This is a genomic window from Bacillus sp. FSL E2-0195, assembly GCF_038003645.1.
Taxonomy (GTDB): domain Bacteria; phylum Bacillota; class Bacilli; order Bacillales; family Bacillaceae_G; genus Bacillus_A; species Bacillus_A mycoides.
On sequence record NZ_JBBOPN010000001.1, the window covers coordinates 3,545,775 to 3,562,633 of the forward strand.

Annotated in this window: 17 protein-coding genes; 3 read left to right on the plus strand and 14 right to left on the minus strand. The window is 35.5% G+C overall.

Going from position 1 to position 16,859, the window contains the following annotated elements:
- Positions 1 to 10: 10 nt before the first annotated feature.
- Both MHH59_RS18235 and alsR read right to left on the minus strand, forming a co-directional pair.
- A complete protein-coding gene (locus MHH59_RS18235) occupies positions 11 to 586 on the minus strand; it encodes an FtsX-like permease family protein (RefSeq protein ID WP_340852050.1) in 576 nt (191 codons plus the stop codon).
- 253 nt (positions 587 to 839) lie between these two features.
- A complete protein-coding gene (alsR, locus tag MHH59_RS18240; protein WP_002128558.1) occupies positions 840 to 1,748 on the minus strand; it encodes an acetoin biosynthesis transcriptional regulator AlsR in 909 nt (302 codons plus the stop codon).
- A 151-nt stretch (positions 1,749 to 1,899) separates the two neighbouring features.
- Here alsR and MHH59_RS18245 point away from each other — a divergent pair, with 151 nt between their 5' ends.
- Together MHH59_RS18245 and MHH59_RS18250 are read left to right on the plus strand one after the other, a co-directional pair.
- Positions 1,900 to 2,265 carry a CidA/LrgA family holin-like protein gene (locus tag MHH59_RS18245; protein ID WP_000872360.1) on the plus strand — a complete coding sequence of 122 codons (366 nt, stop codon included), beginning with the start codon at positions 1,900 to 1,902 and terminating at the stop codon, positions 2,263 to 2,265.
- Entirely contained in the window at positions 2,262 to 2,939 is a 678-nt protein-coding gene (locus MHH59_RS18250) for an LrgB family protein (protein ID WP_098632834.1), read from the plus strand. The genes MHH59_RS18245 and MHH59_RS18250 overlap by 4 nt, the downstream gene beginning before the upstream one ends.
- Positions 2,940 to 2,951: 12 nt before the next feature.
- On the opposite strand, the gene MHH59_RS18255 is transcribed toward MHH59_RS18250, so the two are convergent.
- Positions 2,952 to 3,365: an NUDIX hydrolase gene (locus MHH59_RS18255; RefSeq protein ID WP_002137764.1), complete on the minus strand. Its 414-nt coding sequence runs from the start codon at positions 3,363 to 3,365 to the stop codon at positions 2,952 to 2,954.
- Between the two features lie 143 nt (positions 3,366 to 3,508).
- On the opposite strand from MHH59_RS18255, the gene MHH59_RS18260 reads away from it, so the two are divergent.
- The gene (locus MHH59_RS18260; protein ID WP_002167816.1) at positions 3,509 to 3,709 is read left to right on the plus strand and encodes a DUF3903 domain-containing protein; all 201 of its coding nucleotides are present in this window, start codon (positions 3,509 to 3,511) and stop codon (positions 3,707 to 3,709) included.
- A gap of 320 nt (positions 3,710 to 4,029) precedes the next feature.
- Here the strand turns inward: MHH59_RS18260 and MHH59_RS18265 are convergent, their stop codons facing one another.
- The 11 genes from MHH59_RS18265 to tkt all read right to left on the minus strand — a co-directional run bounded on the left by MHH59_RS18265 (position 4,030) and on the right by tkt (position 16,745).
- Positions 4,030 to 4,785, minus strand: coding sequence for a sulfite exporter TauE/SafE family protein (locus MHH59_RS18265; RefSeq protein ID WP_340852052.1), 756 nt, complete (start codon positions 4,783 to 4,785; stop codon positions 4,030 to 4,032).
- 108 nt (positions 4,786 to 4,893) lie between these two features.
- On the minus strand, positions 4,894 to 5,040 hold the full coding sequence (locus MHH59_RS18270; RefSeq protein ID WP_002014405.1) for a BC1881 family protein: 147 nt from the start codon (positions 5,038 to 5,040) through the stop codon (positions 4,894 to 4,896).
- A 166-nt stretch (positions 5,041 to 5,206) separates the two neighbouring features.
- Positions 5,207 to 6,934 (minus strand): S-layer homology domain-containing protein, encoded by a 1,728-nt coding sequence (locus MHH59_RS18275; protein ID WP_002167815.1) that lies wholly within the window; start codon positions 6,932 to 6,934, stop codon positions 5,207 to 5,209.
- Positions 6,935 to 7,154: 220 nt separating this feature from the next.
- Entirely contained in the window at positions 7,155 to 7,724 is a 570-nt protein-coding gene (locus MHH59_RS18280) for a hypothetical protein (RefSeq protein ID WP_002167814.1), read from the minus strand.
- A 124-nt stretch (positions 7,725 to 7,848) separates the two neighbouring features.
- Entirely contained in the window at positions 7,849 to 8,883 is a 1,035-nt protein-coding gene (locus MHH59_RS18285) for a nuclease-related domain-containing protein (RefSeq protein ID WP_002185132.1), read from the minus strand.
- Positions 8,884 to 9,022: 139 nt separating this feature from the next.
- The gene (locus MHH59_RS18290) at positions 9,023 to 10,069 is read right to left on the minus strand and encodes a GH25 family lysozyme (RefSeq protein WP_340852054.1); all 1,047 of its coding nucleotides are present in this window, start codon (positions 10,067 to 10,069) and stop codon (positions 9,023 to 9,025) included.
- Positions 10,070 to 10,208: 139 nt separating this feature from the next.
- Positions 10,209 to 11,972 carry an ABC transporter ATP-binding protein gene (locus MHH59_RS18295; RefSeq protein WP_002167811.1) on the minus strand — a complete coding sequence of 588 codons (1,764 nt, stop codon included), beginning with the start codon at positions 11,970 to 11,972 and terminating at the stop codon, positions 10,209 to 10,211.
- Positions 11,972 to 13,723, minus strand: coding sequence for an ABC transporter transmembrane domain-containing protein (locus MHH59_RS18300; protein WP_002128572.1), 1,752 nt, complete (start codon positions 13,721 to 13,723; stop codon positions 11,972 to 11,974). The genes MHH59_RS18295 and MHH59_RS18300 overlap by 1 nt, the downstream gene beginning before the upstream one ends.
- A gap of 124 nt (positions 13,724 to 13,847) precedes the next feature.
- Positions 13,848 to 14,069 carry a YneF family protein gene (locus MHH59_RS18305; protein WP_001132292.1) on the minus strand — a complete coding sequence of 74 codons (222 nt, stop codon included), beginning with the start codon at positions 14,067 to 14,069 and terminating at the stop codon, positions 13,848 to 13,850.
- Between the two features lie 78 nt (positions 14,070 to 14,147).
- Positions 14,148 to 14,588: a sporulation inhibitor of replication protein SirA gene (gene sirA, locus MHH59_RS18310; RefSeq protein WP_078178530.1), complete on the minus strand. Its 441-nt coding sequence runs from the start codon at positions 14,586 to 14,588 to the stop codon at positions 14,148 to 14,150.
- 156 nt (positions 14,589 to 14,744) lie between these two features.
- A complete protein-coding gene (tkt, locus tag MHH59_RS18315; protein ID WP_016092115.1) occupies positions 14,745 to 16,745 on the minus strand; it encodes a transketolase in 2,001 nt (666 codons plus the stop codon).
- Positions 16,746 to 16,859 lie beyond the last annotated feature (114 nt).

Genomic DNA, 16,859 nt, shown 5'->3' on the forward strand with positions numbered 1-16,859 from the left:
CCATGATTTCTCATGCCTTTCTCCTCGTTTCATATGACTTTTCACCCTTTAACCTTTGTGTAAACCTACAACATTGCCACATTGATATTATAATGACGGTTAGCATAACAACTGCTGTTATCACTAACGCATACATCGTAATCGGTGCATTGGTTATCCCTTGGATTCCTACTGCTTTCATAAAAATAATAATAAATAATTTCAAAAATAACATACCATGAATTAATCCGAAAACAAAAGCTCCTCCGTAAGTTAGTAATTGCTCCTGACATAATAAACATAACATTTCTTTTCCTGTCATATGCATCACTTCATTCGATGTAAACTCCTCTTTTCTTCTCTGTAAAAGAGAAGCTGTCATTTTATATGTAATGAAAATACACACAAAAACTATAAATAGAAACATAGCATAAAACCACTTTACAAATATAGGTGTATATTCCGCTTTACTTATTACAACTTCATTGAATCGGAATGATATCATAAAAAAACAAAGCATTGTATTCATAGCAATCCACATAAATTGTTTTAACCTTTGGGCAGCAAATGTTTGTATATTTTTTCTCGCTAACCGAAATAAAGACATAATTTCCCCCTACCTTGCTTCATAACATACGCATTCTATACTACTAGTGTATAAAAATATGACATTTTAAACATCGCACTTCAATCGGAATCTTTACTAAGCCTTTAGTCCTAGAAACCACGCATATTGATCTCCTTAGCATTGAATAAAAAACAAAAAACGGAAATGCACTTTAGTTACATTTCCGTTTTTTGTTTAATGAGGTGAATCTTTATATAACTTAATTATCATGACTACCCTGTAACTTCATCAACTATTCAGCCTTCGCATCTTCCACTTCAATCCTTTTTTTCTCTCTTGCAATTTTCAAAAACTCTAACAACTCTGGATTGTTATTCATTTTTTTATAAGCCACTGACATTTCTGCAACAAAATTAGAATCACATAACTCTTTATATACAACTTCTGTTCTATACAATTTATTTGCGGATACAGGTATTACCGTAATTCCAATACCTGCCGCTACAAGCCCCATAACAGTTTGATACTCCGTTGCTTCTTGTACAATGTGCGGACTAAAACCTACATCACGGCAAAGCGATAAAATTGTATCATATAACGCTGGCCATACTGGTCTCGTAATAAATACGAACGGTTCATCCCTTAAATCTTCGATATGTATTTCGTCCTTTTCAGCAAGAGGATGTGCCTTCGGTAAACATAACGTACATGAAAGTTTTTGAATTGGTTCTAACTCAAGTAATTGCGTTGGAATTGGCGGACGTAAAAATCCAATATCAATTCGATTATCATGAAGTGCATGCACCTGATCCGGTGTGGACAATTCATGTAATGCGACAGACACTCTCGGAAATTTCTTTCTATACTCTCTGACGATTGACGGTAAAATATCATATATCGCCGCACCTACAAAACCAATTGAAAGTGATCCAACTTCTCCCCTTTGAGCACTTTGTGCAACTTCTACTGCTTTTTCAATTTGTTCAAACGCTTTTTTTACTTCTTTTAAAAACATTTCTCCTGCTTCTGTTAATTCAACCTTTCTCTTCGTTCTTGAAAATAACATAACTCCCATTTCTTTTTCTAATTGCTGAATTTGTTGACTAAGCGGTGGTTGTGTCATTTGTAAACGAGCAGCTGCTCGTCCAAAGTGTAATTCCTCTGCCACTACAACAAAATATTGCAAATGCCGTAATTCCATTTTGGACACCCTTTTCACTTTCTATTAATACATCTAATATATTAATAACATATAATTTATATATTAGACAAATATTTCGAATGAACGTATAGTAGAAATTGTTAATTCTTTTTTACAATTTTTATGTAAAAAACAAAGAGGTGGTTACTGTATGAAATGGTGGAAGTTAAGCGGACAAATTTTATTATTATTTTGTTTCGCTTGGACAGGTGAATGGATTGCAAAACAGGCACACCTCCCAGTTCCAGGAAGTATAATCGGTATTTTTTTATTGTTAATCTCATTAAAATTTAATATAGTGAAAAAAGAATGGATACAAGACGGTGCAGACTTTTTATTAAAAGAACTTATTTTATTTTTCATCCCTTCTGCAGTCGCTGTCATTCGTTACAAAGATACATTATCACAATATGGAATCGATCTCATTTTAATTATCGTGATTAGTACACTTTGTGTTACTCTCGTAACAGGACTTTTAACAGAATTGCTATTAAAGCGGAAAGGATCAACACAATGATCGGCTTTCTTTGTTTACTATTAACACTATTCACATATTGGGTATCTAAAAAAATGTATCAACGCTGGAATTGGAGTCTGCTTTCTCCCCTTCTTGTATGCCCAATCATTTTAATAGCTTTATTACTTGGATTAGATACACCATACGAAACCTACGAATCTGGTAGTCATTGGCTAACAGAATTATTAAAACCTGCAACAGTTGCTTTCGCATGGCCAATCTATAAACATTTTGATCTATTAAAAAAACACGGCACTGCTATTTTAATTAATGTCATTGTCGGTTCTTTTCTATCTGTTATTACTTCCGCACTACTAGCTAATTTTTTTCAAATTGACTCTACAATAGAACAAAGTTTAGCACCGCACATTGTAACAACACCTATTGCAATGGCTATTTCAGAAATGATTGGCGGCATGTCACAATTAACAGCAGTTTTCGTTGTATTAACTGCCTTAACTGGAGCGTTATTCGGTCCTACACTCATACGCATATGCCGTATTAAAACAGCGCTCGCAAAAGGTATAATGCTAGGTACTAGCGCGAATGGGACCGGAACATCAAAAGCATTTGAAATCGGTCCTGTAGAAGGTACAATTGCAAGTTTATCAATGCTTTTAACAGCTGGAGCTAGTTTAGTTATCGTTCCACTTTTCTTATCTTGGATACAATAAAAAAGCAAGTATTTACACACTTGCTTTTTTATTTACATATCGGTATATTAGCTCGTAATCCTCTGGAAAAGCTAATGATAATTTTCCAACTTCATGTATCCCTTTCCAATCAATCTCATGTATTAACTCATCCGGATCTTGGATTTTCATATTACCGCCTATTTTTTTAACAAAGTAATAATGAACATACACCGGAATCCCGTATGTAATACCTTCTTTTTCGTATATTTTATTTACAACCTCCACATTGTATCCTGTTTCCTCCCAAACTTCCCTGATACAACATTCTTCTAGTGTTTCTCCCTTTTCAAGTCCTCCACTTGGGACAGACCACCTTTTTTCTTCCCCTTCTTTTCCTTGCAATACCATTAAAATTTCATTTCTTTCATTCATACAAATAGCTGCCGTACCTATCCATCTCTCCATATACATCCCTCCCCTACTAAAATTCACCTTCTTTTTTATTTCCCCTTTGAAAAAAAAGAGGAAATAAGTAAAAAGATGCCGAAAGTTTACATCAACTTCATGAGCAGTCCCTTCTTAGAAATTCAAACCGGAAGGATGAAATTATGATTTCTAAATATGTTGTGGAATGTGTTTTTTGTGAAGAAAACCGAAAACCTCGGCAATCCATTGTCACAGTGCCTGCTACTTCTCAGCTACTAGCCATTCAAAAAGTACGAGCTGAATGTAAACGTCGCTTCGGAAAAACTTTATTATTGCAAACAGAAATTAAAGAAGACTTACTCATTGAACAAAAAGAAAGCTGACCATAAATTGGCCAGCTTTCTTATCCGATCATATTTTCACATGAAGATTAGGGGCATCCTCTTTAAGGATCGGGATTTACCCATTATGTGCGTTCCATAATGGTCATCGAACAATATATTTCTATACAATAAACTATTGAATAGAATAGGGCAAAACTTGTTCGCATTTTTAGAAAAGGGATAGGGATATAATTCAAGTAATACTTCGAATACTCGAACTTTATACTCATTATATTAAAGCAAATCCTTTTATATGAGAAATATGAATTACTTACATAATTCATTCGTAAAATATATTAATAGATTTCTATATATTCTCTTTAATCTACTAACAACATACATCCAGCTAATATTGGTGTCATAATCATCGAAAACCTTAGAAGCATGCGAGGTGCATAATTTGTAAACTTAGCTCCTATATACGCTCCTAACATTGTCCCGATTAAAACTTGTACTAATAATACATAATCTAAATACCCTTCCGAACTATATCCAAACCCACCTCCAATTGCGATTGGTAATATAACGAGCATTGTCGTCCCTACAGATTGACGGATTGTTAAACCTAATAGAACCATTAATCCGAGTTGGATAAAAGGTGCTGAGCCAATACCAAATGCACCTGCTAAAATTCCAGTCACCAATCCGAGGAATATACATTTAATCACGTTATCTTTCGAAAGTTCTTTATGCCCTTTTAAAGACGACTGTGATCTTTTTTGAAACATAATCAACCGAATAAACATAAAAATTGCCGATAAAAATAACATACCAGCTGTAAACCAATGCAACAGATGTGCTGGTATTAACGAACCAAACTTTGAACCAATAAAGGAACCAATCGCGCCAAATCCCCCAATAACTCCGCCTATTACAAGCACAACATTCCCTTCTCGGTAATGACTTACTACTCCAGATAATGTCGTAAATGCCATCGCAGTTAAAGATGTTGCAAGAGCAACATGAATAGGGATATGGAATACTAGAGTGAGTATCGCGATGATAAATCCTGCTCCCCCTGCCCCGACAAATCCTAATAAAACTCCCATTAATAACATTGTTATAATAATTGCCACATAATTCCCCTCCAATATCCCAATTATCTATCATATACACACTTCTATACAAACAAAAAGCACCCTAAGCGGATGCTCTGACTACTTTTCTTTATTGATAATATGTACTTAATCTTGATTAATTAAAATAACAGCTGGACCAGAAACAACTACTCCGGCCACTTCTATCTTTTCAAATTCCATCACTGTAATAGATATAACCCCTTCTCTTTCCATCAATTCCTTACTCAGGACTTCAGTCGGTATTGATTTCACCGTCCTACCTCCTTTTCATTTTATACAAAATTACAAAAAACTACCCAATGCATCTAAATATATGCATCACCTCCGCTTTCATTCCTTATTCCAGTCAAAATTCACATCACCTTTCTATAACATATTGAAAAATAAAAAAGCACTCGCCAAAGCGAATGCCTTTCCATTATTTACTCTCTATTACTTTTAACATTCTATTAATAAATGCTGCCGATTCCCCACGTGTTGCAGAGCCTTTTGGCATAAACTCATTATTCTCATTCCCTTTTACGATACCTAACCCATAAACACGTTGAACCGCCTGTTTATCATACGCTAAATTTTGATCCGTAAATGGTAATGGAACTAAATTACCTTTAATATTTTTGAATTGCAATGCACGATCAATCATAATGACAGCTTCATCACGTTTAATCGTATCATTCGGAGCAAATATATCATTTCCTCGTCCACTTATAATCCCAGCACTAGCTGCACGATTAATACCATCTACTAGCGATGGATGAGCTGTGCTTAAATCTTTGAAATTCGATTTCCCCTCTGGTAATTGCAATGATCTTGAAACTAAATTCGCAAATTCACCACGTGTTACAAGACGTTCTGGCCAGTAAGAACCCTTCCCGTCTCCAACCATAATACCTCTTTTATCTAATTCACGAATATCTGCTTCATACCAACCGCCAGTTATATCATCTTTATGATTCGCATCATAATAAGCTTTCGTTCCCTGTAAAAATGGCTCCCACGCATTATTCCTTATCATAATGGCCGGACAATTCTTTCCGCTCCAAAATTGATGTTTTTTTACATTTTCTAAAGGAATATTTAATTCCCCCATTAAATAGGCTGCTAGTTTGCGAGCATTTTCCACAGCTTTATTATAATCACCATCTTGATTGACAGCAATTTCAATTGCAATTGATTCTCTGTTACCGGTTCCTTCTGATCCATCTCCAGCATGCCAACCATTTTCATTTAATGGTAGATGTTGATAAATTTCTTTATCATCTACTGTAAAATGCCAAGATGCTGAACGATCAGTCGTTCCTGTTGCTTGACTGTATAAATATTGTGCATGGTTTCTAGCATTTGCTCCAACACTATAATTATCTGTCTCATGAATTGTAATGTATTTTGGTTTCATCGCATAACCTGGACGAATATTTTCATTACCTGTTGGTACAATCATTTCCTTTAATGGTACACCGTAAATATCCGTTGTTTTCTCTTCTATTGGTGCAGTATACATAACCGCTGCACGTTTCGTACGAGTTGGAGTTGTGCTTTGAATAAGAGATGCTTTTGTACCCTCAAATTTTGCTGAAGGTGCATAAATCCATTTCACCTCATTATCTATTTGGACTTGGAACCACTCTCCAACTTGTCCAATTGCAATAATTGTTTGCGGTTGTAACACTTTCTCGTCTTTATATGAATTAAATGGTGCGGAATATGTGGCTGTCTCTTCATTAATTACTAATTTTTCGTTTGCCAAGTGATAAACTTCCTTAACCTCTACATTTCCTTCACTACTTTGTATCCACCCAGCTCCAGATTCTGTTTGTATATAGTAAGCGTTTCCTTTTTGTTTTTCGGCTTTCACTACTTGATTAGAAAGCTGAACACCTGTCGCTTTTTGTAACTCAGCAGAATCAAATAAAGATGCTGAACCTATTATATGTACAAAAAAATCTCCTTGTACTTCATTTGTTATTCCTTTGCTCTCTCCACGTCCATCTTCATCTTTCATATGGCTTTCAATACTTTTTAATGCTTGCTCGTCTGTTGAAATTGTTACGGTCTTTTCTACTGTGTCTGCATAGGAAAAACTTGGAATCGTTACCATACTAAATACAATTGATGCAGCTAAAACATTATAAAATTCTTTTTTCATACTAATTATTTAACACGTTTATATCTTAATTCGTGTTAACTTCCCCCCCTAATCTAAAATATTTAAGGCTATCTAGCAGACTTCTAAACTAAATAACCCTTTACAATATAACAAACTCTATCTCATTCGTATAGATAGGAATGACTACTATTTGCCTACTTTTTCTATATTGGAATATAGAAAAGAAGCTATAAAAGATATAGCTTCTCCTCTCACTATTTCAATCTCGTTGTACCTTATACTCTATAACTCTACCATCTTTATCAAATTGCAAAACAAGACATTCACTATCTATAGGAATGAAACCACGTTCATTCCCAAGATAGTATAGTGTAGTAATTCCCGTTTCCAAACTGCTTGTTTTCGTAGGGGCCCCTAACAATTTTGTAATTTCCTCGTTTGATTTCCCTATCAATTTATGCTCCTGTAATAGGTCATCTACCATATGTACTCGTTTTTCTTCATAATTTAACCACCGATCCTGATTAAAATTTGAAGTGTATTTATTTATACTTAATTGTACGGTGCATACTAGCAATGGAATGAGACCTACCATCATTATAGTGAACAGTTGTTTCTTACCTTTATCACGTCTTGCCGAAACATGTAAGATAGACTTTTGAATAATAACTAATAAAATAAAAGGCATTACTACCACCAAAATACTCATTACACTCAATGACACATGAACCATATCAATAACGAAAATAAACGCAATGTACATTAATATATGCAAACAAAAATAAATGTACAACATTCCCCACAATATAGAGCTTTTACCTTTCTCCACCCAAATAACACCTACTTTATCCCGCTATTTGCGGGCAGTTAGACTCCCACCTCAAAATTCGGCTGTAAAGGGTAGAAGTCGGGTTGCCCATAAACCCCCACTAATTAAAGTTTTACTTTATTTTTCACTTCGCAACATAATTCATCTGGCCAATCATATCTCTAATCTTTTGTAGTTCTCGTGCTGTATATATTACTTTACTTGTTAAAACTTCATTTCTGAAAAACGTTACAATTTGCTCTCTATCTTTAAATCTCGGCAATTCTTCATTAGAAAGATCAATAACTTCTTTTCCACTCTCATTTTCAAAATATACAATTGGTTTTACTTTTTCCTTTACAATATCTACTTGCATTTCTTCCAAACAATTATATAAAGTTTGAGATAGCATTTTCGCTTTATACGCTGGATTCCCTTCATTTCTTACTTGCAAAGTTAATGAAGTTCCATCCGTAATAAATTCAAATGTCTCTTCTTTTTCAATTTCATGTTGATACTTACCAATTTCCTCAATCATAAATGAATATATACCCGCATTTTCTTTCGTTAAGCCATGGATTAATTTCCCTGTCCATTCTTTCGTCTCAAGTAGATAAATACCAGTTTTACATAAGATAAGGTGATGAATTCGATTATCATTTATGTCACGTTTATCTCTATATTTATTGCGTATCATAAAAACGTTCGGTATAATATGAAACTCTTCTTCTAGTATTATTCCTTGCTCAACGAAACCTCGCTTCATATAATGTAATATTTCATGCGCATTCACTTCAGCACCATTTTTGGTATATTCTCGTAAATCCGCAATTAAATTTTGAAACATATGTACTTCACTACTATGCTTATCTTGCATTTCACTACGTTCTTTACTATGTTGAACAGCCAATTGATTTTTCATCATACGCATATTTTCAAGTTCTCTAGCTGTATTCACTTGTAAATCATTATATTTTTTCTGTTCCATATTCTTTAAAGTATCCTGTTGTTCTTTATGCCCTGTAATCGTAGCTGCAATCTCATTTTCATACGTTTCAATCGCTTGTTTCTTTTCAAACTCTACTTGCTGACTCTCTGATTCTAACTGTTTATTTTTATAAAACAGTACAAACACTACAGCTAATAATATTAAAATCCCACCTATTAGCACATACTCCATATTATTACTCCTTTATTTCATCTCCGATTATTTTTAAACATATATCAATTACATTATACTATGTTATCAATATATACTTTGTAAAAATTATATATTTTTCATAAAAGGCACCTCAGTCGAGATACCTTTTAGATTCACTTTATTGTACACCATACTGAATATAACTTGAATCATAGTATACCCATTGATTTGTCCCTAAGCAAAGCCATCCATCTTGCTTACTCCATACTCGATATGATTCACCATGATGTAACTGTCTTATAACATTCCCGTTTAATGATGGAGCATCTCGCAGATTCACATTATCGCCAGTAATAGTTGCTACATAATGTTTATACTGAATATAACTTGAATCATTATATACCCACTGATTTGTCCCTAAGCAGAGCCATCCATTTTGTTCTCCCCAAACTTCATATGATTCGCCACGATTCAATTGGCGAATTACACTAGACTGTAAAGATGGTCCACTTCGTAAATTCACATTATCTCCATTAATTACAGCAACTCCGTATACTGGAGTCGCATTATTAGGCGTGGAAACATTCCCTCCACCACTTGCTCCATTTCCTTGTAAAACTTCTAATGAAACAGCTGCTGATACGTCACAATTTCCTACACCTGAAATTTGCCCAGAATCTGTGTACTGCCATGCTGTCCACTCTGTCCATCCACCAGCATCAGCAGGCGGTATACTAGAATATTTGGAAATCCAAAGTGGAATGTCACTTAACCCGCTAATTCCAAATTCATTAATATACCAAACTCCTGTATATAACATTACATTTTTCCCAGTAGCTTGTTTCACATAATTTACGAAACTTCTTGCCCAATTCGATATAGTCGCACCCGTTAAACTACTATTGCTAGTATCCGTTGGCGATTCTAAATCTAAAACAGGGATTAAGTCCGTCTGATTACTCTGTAATATATTCACAAAATGTTTCGCTTCTGAAATGGCATCATTTTGTTCTGGGTGCGCAAAATGATATGCACCAATTAATACATTCGCATCTCTCGCAGCTTGTACATTTTGAACGAAAGTAGGGTCAATATAGTTCACACCTTCCGTCGCTTTTGCATACGCCGCTGGAATGCCAGATGACTTCACAGCATTCCAATTAATGTTTCCTTCCCAATGAGACACATCAATAAATGTAATATTTGAACTGGATCTATTTTGCATATAAAAGCTCCTATCAAATTTTGTTATTCTATATACAATATGTACAACTCTAGTTAAAGGACACGACAAATCTCTCACATATTCCGAAAATTTTATTACATTTTAATATCTGAGAGAATAGAAAAAAGACCTTGTAATTCTACAAGGCCTGTTGCAAACTCCCTTTATTTTGTAGCAAGTACATATTGTAGTAAAGTCCTTGTTTACTAAGTAACTCTTGATGTGTTCCACTTTCTACAATTTCCCCTTCATGCATAACAAATATTTGATCCGCATCTTGGATTGTAGACAATCTGTGCGCAATCGCTATCGTTGTTCTACCTTTTCGCATTTGCTGCAATGCCGTTTGGATAGCCTCCTCTGTTTCTGTATCAATATTTGCCGTCGCTTCATCTAACACTAATACTTTCGGATTGGTTGCTATCGTTCTAGCAAAAGCAATTAATTGCCTTTGACCACTAGAAAATGCAGCTCCTCTTTCGACAACTTCTGTATCATACTGCTCTGGTAATTTTTCAATAAACGTATTCGCTTGCACAAACTTTGCCGCTTCCTCTATCTCTTCATCCGTAATCTCTTCATTATACATACGAATATTTTGCTTTACATTTCCAGCAAATAAAAATGCATCTTGCAGCACAAGACCAATTTTCTTTCGAATTTCTTGTTCTTCGAACTTCTCTAAATCTACTCCGTCTATTACTATATTTCCTGATTTAATATTGTAAAATCTCATTAATAAATTCATAATCGTACTCTTTCCGCTACCAGTATGCCCTACGAAAGCAACCGTTTGCCCTGACTTTACGTGAAAAGATACATTTTTTAAAACGTCACGCTTTCCATCATATGAAAAAGTAACATCTTTAAACTGAATTTCCCCGTTAGCTACTCGTGGCTGTTCACTCCCCATTTGAATAGGAGCTAAATCTTTATCATCCATTAAATGAAATACACGCGATGATGAAACAAGCGCTTGCTGGAAGAAAGATAGTTTCATCATCATCTCATTTACCGGCTGGAAGAAACGATGAATATAGTTAACGAAAGCATATAAAACCCCTACTTCAACAGGACTCTTTAAAGCATCGATTCCGAATAAACCAAGTACTACCGCAATTGCTACAATATGAACAAGATCTGTTGCTGGACGTAAAAGTAATGCATCTAATTTCAATGTACGACGTCCAGCACTAAAATGTTTATTGTTCACTTCTTCAAATTCTTTTCTCATCCGCTTTTCTTGCCGGAACACCTGAACAATATTCATACCTTGAATGGACTCATTTAACTTTGCATTTAATATACTCAGCTGATTACGTACCTCTAAATAAAAAGCTGCACTTTTCCGTTGATACAACACCATAATTGCAAACATTACCGGAATTAATATGAGCGAAAATAGCGCTAATTTTACATCTAATAAAAACATCGCTACTAAAATCCCTACTAAAAAGACTACATTTTTCACGAATGTTGATAGTACACTAACATAAAAATCCTTAATCGCTTCTGTATCATTCGTTATGCGAGATACGAGCGTACCAATCGGCGTACGATCAAAGAAGCTTAATGACAATTTTTGAACATGTTCATACACTTCAACTCGCATATCTTGGACAATCTTAAAAGCGATATTTTGAAAGTACAATAAGTCTAAATAAGTAAATAATACTTTTAATAAATGAGCAATAATATACACTACAAATAGGGTTACAAGTGCTGATTGTTCAAAGTTACCTGGCACTAAGTGTTCATCAAGAAATTGTTTAATTAAAAAAGGACCCATCATTTCAGTTACAGTTGCACCAACTAGAAATAAAAATGCTACCGCCAATAACCCTTTATAGGGCCTCATATAAGAAAGCAACCTTCTTAAATCACTCCGTTTTTTCTCAGCCATCATACGCCTCCTTTCTCTACTAATGCCTCTAACTGCTGGCTTTCGTACATTTCTTTATACCAACCATTTTCTTTCATTAATTGCTCATGTGTCCCTCGCTGCATAACCCTACCTTCATCAATAACAAGAATAAGATTTGCATGCTGAATAGCACTTAAACGATGGGCAGTAATAATCGTCGTTTTCTCTGCCCTTTCTCGTTTCAATGCAGTTAAAATAGTTTCTTCTGTTTTTGCATCTACGGCTGATAAACAATCATCTAATATTAAAATTTCAGCATTTGTTAATAATGCACGCGCAATAGAGATTCTCTGTTTTTGACCTCCTGATAGTGAAACGCCCCTTTCACCTACTACAGTGTCATACCCTTCTGGAAATTGAAATATATCATTATGAATACAAGCAATATCAGCAGCTCGGCTAATTTCTTTATATGTAGCATCGGCCTTTCCAAAAGCAATGTTCTCCCCAATACTCGCTGAAAATAAAAAGTGATCTTGCGGTACATATGAAATTGCAGAACGCACACCGTGAAGTGTTAAATCTCGAATATCCCGCTCCCCAACTTTTAATTCACCATTAAAATGATCATACTCTCGAATTAAACATTTTAATAACGTCGTCTTCCCTGCACCGGTACGCCCTACAACTCCTAATGTTTCACCTTTTCTTAAGTTAAAGTAAATATCTTTTAAGTTTAATAGTTCATTCTTTTTATAAGAAAACGAATCAACAGCAAACGAAACATCACCACTTGCTATAGTATTTATAGCATTGTCCCTATTCACTACATCTGAAGTTTGTGAAAGTATTTTCTCCACACGATCATACGAAGCACGTCCACGCTCCATAATATTAAATAGCCATCCAAACGCTAACATTGGCCATACAAGTGTCCCTAAGTACGTTGTAAATGTTACTAATTCCCCTACAGTTAATTCACCTCGTACGACTAATAATGATCCGTAACAAATTGCGATCAAAAATGAAAATCCGACAATTAGGGAAATCGTTGGATCGAATAACGAGTCAATACGTGCAACTAGCATATTTTTATGTACGACATCTTCAGATTTCTTCCGAAACGCTTGTAAATCCTCTTTCTCTTGTCCAAGTGAGCGAATTACCTTCATCCCACTCATACTTTCTTGTACTTTATCATTGATTTCAGAAAACGATTGCTGTGCCTTATGAAATCTTCTATGCAATAAAGTTCCATAATAATTTGTAGAAATAGCTACAATTGGCATCGGAATTAAACTTAATAACGTTAACTTCCAACTAATTGTAAATCCCATCGCTACGAGTACACATCCTCCAACAGCTAATGAATCAACGAGTGTTAAAACACCTGCCCCCGCAGTTTGCTGAATCGCCTGAATATCATTTGTCGCATGTGCCATCAAATCGCCTGTGCGACGTGATTGATAAAAGGATGGGCTCATCTTAGTAAAATGTTCATATAGATTCTTTCGCAGTTGACGAGCTAGTTTTAAAGAAGATCCAAAAATCATAATACGCCATAAGTAACGTAATATATACATCGTAATTCCTACAACTACTAATAGAATAACCCAGTTCAACAATTTTTCAGACGTTAATGTTCCATTATTAATTTCATCTACTACAATGCCCAGTACTCTTGGCGCTACAAGTTCAAGAAGCGCGACACCAAATAACATAATAATTCCGATTATGTACGCTCGTTTTTCTTGCTTAAAAAACCAAGCTAAATTAAAAAACACTTTCATATTTATCCTCCTCCCTTAAAATGAGCGATGTTTTCAGTTTACCAAAAACACAGAATTTTTAAAAGTTTTAAATATCTTTTATAACCAAAAGAAAAGGGCACTCGGTAAGAGTGCCCTTTGGCGCTTATTTCGTTTGTTGCTTGTTCATCGCGCTCATCATTTGATTGATTTTCTTTTGGGAAGGTTTTTGTCCCATTTGCATCATCATCATTTTTAACATTTGTTCGTTAATTGGTGGATTTTTTTGTAAGTAATTCATCATGTATTTGCGGGCAATGAAAAATCCTAACGCCACGCCTGCTACTAGTGCTACTACGCCCACTAGAATACCTAACCACATTGGCATATCTTTTCCTCCTTCATGTTGTCTACCTTACAGTGTACTAAAACCTTTTCAATAAGACAAGATACTATTCGACATTTTTTACACATATGTTCGTACTTGTTTGAGAGGATTTAACCAACCGTACTTTTTATTTTCATAATCCATCGCTAAAAATGTTAACTCACACTTTCTAAGCACCTCAAAGAAAGTTGTTTCCATGGATACATTTCCAGAAGTGTTTATTCGAATATATTGTGGTTTCACCATTATTTCTCCGTATTCGGCTCCTGTATACAGCGTATGAGTATGATTTTTTCTTTCATATTTACCAAGAACACGCAAAGCTTGTTCTAATTTATGATGAATTTTCATTACTTGTAACGGCATCGTAATATACGTCATTTGTTTATATAATACTTTCTTCTCCGAAAGGAACCCAGATTCTGAAAATCGAGCAAATAAATCAAAAAACAAATATTCACGACCAAAGTAAGCTTTCGCAATATCCTCTTGAATTAAATACAATTCATACGTTTTCATTTTTCCCCTCCCGATCTGGACAACCTTTTCCCTACATTATATAAGAGAAGATTTGCAATGATTGTCTGACTACGGAGAGAGAAAAAACTTTTCCTGTCGAAAAAACTCAATTACATAGAAAAATCTCCCCATGCTGGAGAGATTTTTCTAAAATCATTAAAGCATTTCTTTTACTTTACGAACAACGTTCTCTACAGTAAATCCATACTCTTCCATAATCTTCTCACCAGGAGCAGAAGCACCGAATGTGTCAATACCTAGTACATCTCCATCAAGACCTACATAACGGTGCCATCCCATTGTAGCACCCATTTCAATTGCGAAACGTTTCGTTACTGCTTTTGGTAGTACAGATTCTTTGTACTCAGCAGTTTGAGCTTCAAAGCGATCCATAGATGGCATGCTAACAACAGCTGCATCAACGCCGTCTGCTGCTAGAGCTTTTTGCGCTTCGATTGCTAAGCTTACTTCAGATCCAGTTGCAATTAAGATTACATCAGCAGTTTCTTTCTTGCTTGCAGAAACTACATATGCACCTTTTGCTACTTTTTCATAAGTATCGTCTTTTGCACCTTCTAATGTTGGAAGATCTTGACGAGTTAACACTAATGCAGTTGGTGTTTTTGTTGATTCTAGAGCTAGTCTCCAAGCTGCAACTGATTCGTTACCGTCTGCTGGACGAATAACAGAAACGTTTGGCATTGCACGAAGTGCTGCTAATTGTTCAACCGGCTCATGTGTTGGACCATCTTCACCAACAGCGATACTATCATGTGTGAATACATACGTTACAGGCAATTGCATTAATGCTGCAAGGCGAATTGCTGGACGTAAGTAGTCAGAGAATACGAAGAACGTACCACCGTAAGTTTTTAAACCGCCATGTAGTGCAATACCGTTCATTGCTGCACCCATCGCAAACTCACGAACACCGTACCAAATGTTTTTACCGCTGTAATCAGCTCTTGTGAAGTCTTTTTCGTTATTCATATATGTTTTGTTAGAACCAGCAAGGTCAGCTGATCCACCAAAGAATGATGGTACAGACTCTGCAATTGCATTAATTACAGCACCTGAAGAATTACGTGTTGCTGCTTTTGATCCTAATTCATAAGTTGGTAAGCTTTGTTCCCAACCTTCTGGAAGAAGACCGTTCATTGCTGCTTGCAGTTCGTTTGCTAATTCTGGATATGCTTGTGCATATTCACCGAGCATCGTGTTCCACGCAGCTTGCGTCGTTTCACCAACATCTTGTACTGTTTTACGGAAGTTGTCATATACTTCTTCTGCTACATGGAAGTCTTGTTCAGCAGTCCAAGCGTATGCTTCTTTCGTTAATTTTGTTTCGTCTACACCAAGTGGAGAACCATGTGAAGCTGATTTTCCTGATTTGTTTGGAGAACCGAAACCAATTGTCGTTCTTACTTCAATTAGCGTTGGGCGTTTTTCGTCAGCTTTCGCTTCTTCAATTGCTTTTGCGATTGCTTCAATATCGTTTCCATCCTCAACACGGATTACTTGCCATCCGTATGCTTTGTAACGATCTTCTACACTTTCAGAGAATGAACGATTTAAATCGCCATCTAATGAAATATCGTTTGAATCGTAAAGTACTACAAGACGACCTAATTGTAAATGAGCAGCTAATGAAGATGCTTCAGCAGAAACGCCTTCCATTAAATCTCCATCACCACAAATAGCGTATGTATGATGATCTACTACATTATACGCATCACGGTTGTATTTAGCCGCTAAATGTCTTTCAGCCATCGCCATACCAACAGCAGTTGCAATACCTTGTCCAAGTGGACCAGTTGTTGCGTCTACACCTGCTGTGTGACCGTACTCAGGATGTCCTGGAGTTTTGCTTCCCCATTGACGGAAGTTCTTTAAATCATCCATTGTTAAGTCATAACCAGATAGATGAAGTAGGCTGTATAGTAACATTGAACCATGACCTGCAGATAATACGAAACGATCGCGGTTAAACCACGTTGGGTTATTTGGATTGTGTTTCATAAATTGAGTCCATAATGTATAAGCCATTGGTGCTGCACCCATTGGCATTCCTGGGTGACCAGAGTTTGCTTTTTCAATCGCATCAATGGATAATGTGCGAATCGTGTTGATAGAAAGTTGTTCGATTGAATGTGACATGCTATTCTTCCCTTCGCGTATGTTAGTAAACGTTTTATACATTTATATGATAGCTTCCCACGCAAGATTATACAACATGTATCGACAAATATGTTGATGTTTTTTTGATTTTTC

Bases quoted from the DNA above. Each gene is read 5' to 3' on its own strand.
- MHH59_RS18235 (WP_340852050.1), bottom strand. From the start codon at position 586: ATGTCTTTATTTCGGTTAGCGAGAAAAAATATACAAACATTTGCTGCC.
- alsR (WP_002128558.1), bottom strand. From the start codon at position 1,748: ATGGAATTACGGCATTTGCAATATTTTGTTGTAGTGGCAGAGGAATTA.
- MHH59_RS18245 (WP_000872360.1), top strand. From the start codon at position 1,900: ATGAAATGGTGGAAGTTAAGCGGACAAATTTTATTATTATTTTGTTTC.
- MHH59_RS18250 (WP_098632834.1), top strand. From the start codon at position 2,262: ATGATCGGCTTTCTTTGTTTACTATTAACACTATTCACATATTGGGTA.
- MHH59_RS18255 (WP_002137764.1), bottom strand. From the start codon at position 3,365: ATGGAGAGATGGATAGGTACGGCAGCTATTTGTATGAATGAAAGAAAT.
- MHH59_RS18260 (WP_002167816.1), top strand. From the start codon at position 3,509: ATGATTTCTAAATATGTTGTGGAATGTGTTTTTTGTGAAGAAAACCGA.
- MHH59_RS18275 (WP_002167815.1), bottom strand. From the start codon at position 6,934: ATGAAAAAAGAATTTTATAATGTTTTAGCTGCATCAATTGTATTTAGT.
- MHH59_RS18285 (WP_002185132.1), bottom strand. From the start codon at position 8,883: ATGGAGTATGTGCTAATAGGTGGGATTTTAATATTATTAGCTGTAGTG.
- MHH59_RS18290 (WP_340852054.1), bottom strand. From the start codon at position 10,069: ATGCAAAATAGATCCAGTTCAAATATTACATTTATTGATGTGTCTCAT.
- MHH59_RS18295 (WP_002167811.1), bottom strand. From the start codon at position 11,972: ATGGCTGAGAAAAAACGGAGTGATTTAAGAAGGTTGCTTTCTTATATG.
- MHH59_RS18300 (WP_002128572.1), bottom strand. From the start codon at position 13,723: ATGAAAGTGTTTTTTAATTTAGCTTGGTTTTTTAAGCAAGAAAAACGA.
- MHH59_RS18305 (WP_001132292.1), bottom strand. From the start codon at position 14,069: ATGCCAATGTGGTTAGGTATTCTAGTGGGCGTAGTAGCACTAGTAGCA.
- sirA (WP_078178530.1), bottom strand. From the start codon at position 14,588: ATGAAAACGTATGAATTGTATTTAATTCAAGAGGATATTGCGAAAGCT.
- tkt (WP_016092115.1), bottom strand. From the start codon at position 16,745: ATGTCACATTCAATCGAACAACTTTCTATCAACACGATTCGCACATTA.